Origin of the sequence: Oscillibacter sp. CU971 (genome assembly GCF_905219725.1) — a bacterium.
Lineage (GTDB): Bacteria > Bacillota > Clostridia > Oscillospirales > Oscillospiraceae > Oscillibacter.
On record NZ_CAJMXG010000514.1, the window covers coordinates 1 to 1280 of the forward strand.

At 66.1% G+C, this 1280-nt stretch carries 1 protein-coding gene; it reads left to right on the forward strand.

The window, feature by feature from the left end; translation table 11 throughout:
* The first annotated feature begins 104 nt into the window (after positions 1 to 104).
* Positions 105 to 1172, forward strand: coding sequence for a galactose ABC transporter substrate-binding protein (locus JX325_RS17045; protein WP_204792204.1), 1068 nt, complete (start codon positions 105 to 107; stop codon positions 1170 to 1172).
* Positions 1173 to 1280 lie beyond the last annotated feature (108 nt).

Genomic DNA, 1280 nt, shown 5'->3' on the forward strand with positions numbered 1-1280 from the left:
GCTTCTGGTTTTCCGGCGGATAGATATCCGCCTCTCGCAAAATGAAGAAGGGCAGGGGGCCCAAGGCCCCCTGCCCTGCTTCATTTTGCGAGAGGAGGATATCTATGCGCCGGAAAACCAGAAGCTGCTGTTTCCCATCATGTCGTCTTCCAGCCGGTAGGCGGGGCCCCGCCGTCCTGCTGGCCTTGGCGCTGCTGGCCCTCTCCGGCTGCGGCGGGGGGAAGGACGACAGCCTCCGGATCGGCGCGGCCCTCTACACCCAGGACGACACCTTCATCTCCGCCATGGCCCAGGACTTAGAGGGCCTGGTCCGGGAGGCGGAGAGCGGGACGGGGAAGAAGATCACCCTCTTCATCGCCGACGGCAAGAGCAGCCAGAACACCCAGATGGACCAGGTGGACCGCTTCCTGGCCCGGGGCTGCGACGTGCTGTGCGTCAATCTGGTGGACCGGACGGCGGCGGCGGTTATCGCCGACAAGGCGGAGGCCGAGGGGGTGCCCCTGGTGTTCTTCAATCGCCAGCCGGTGGCGGAGGACATCCAGNGCTGGGNTCAGATTTACTACGTGGGGGCCGACGCCCGGGAGAGCGGCGAGCTCCAGGGCAGGCTGGTGCTGGACGCCTGGCGGGCGGACCGGGAGTCCCTGGACCGCAGCGGCGACGGCATTCTTCAGTACGTGATGCTGGAGGGGGAGCCGGGGCACCAGGACTCCCTGCTGCGGACGGAGTACTCCATCAAGGCCGTCGTGGACGGGGGCGTGGAGGTGGAAAAGCTGGCCAACGAGACCGCCAACTGGAACCGGGCCCAGGCCGCCGCCCGGACGGCCCAGTGGCTGGAGGAGTTTGGGGACGGCATCGAGGTGATCTTCTCCAACAACGACGACATGGCCCTGGGGGCCATCGATGCCCTGGCGTCAACGCCCCGGGAGCGCTGGCCCCTCATCGTGGGAGTGGACGCCACGGCCCCGGCCCTGGAGGCGGTGGCGGCAGGGCAGCTCTACGGCACCGTCCACAACGACGGACGGGGCCAGGCCCAGGCTATGCTGGATCTGACGCTGGCCCTCTGGAACGGGGAGGACCCGGGCCAGGCGGTGGACCTGGCGGAGGGGCATTATGTGTGGCTTCCCTACCGGCAGGTGACGCTGGAAAACCTGGACGAGTTTTTGGAGAAGTGAAAACAGGACCGGCCCGAAAGGGCCGGTCCTGCCAGCTTGTCGAAAAAGTCTGCCTACCGGCAGACTTTTTCATGTAAAGATGATAAAATAGGGAGTAAGGGGTGAGGA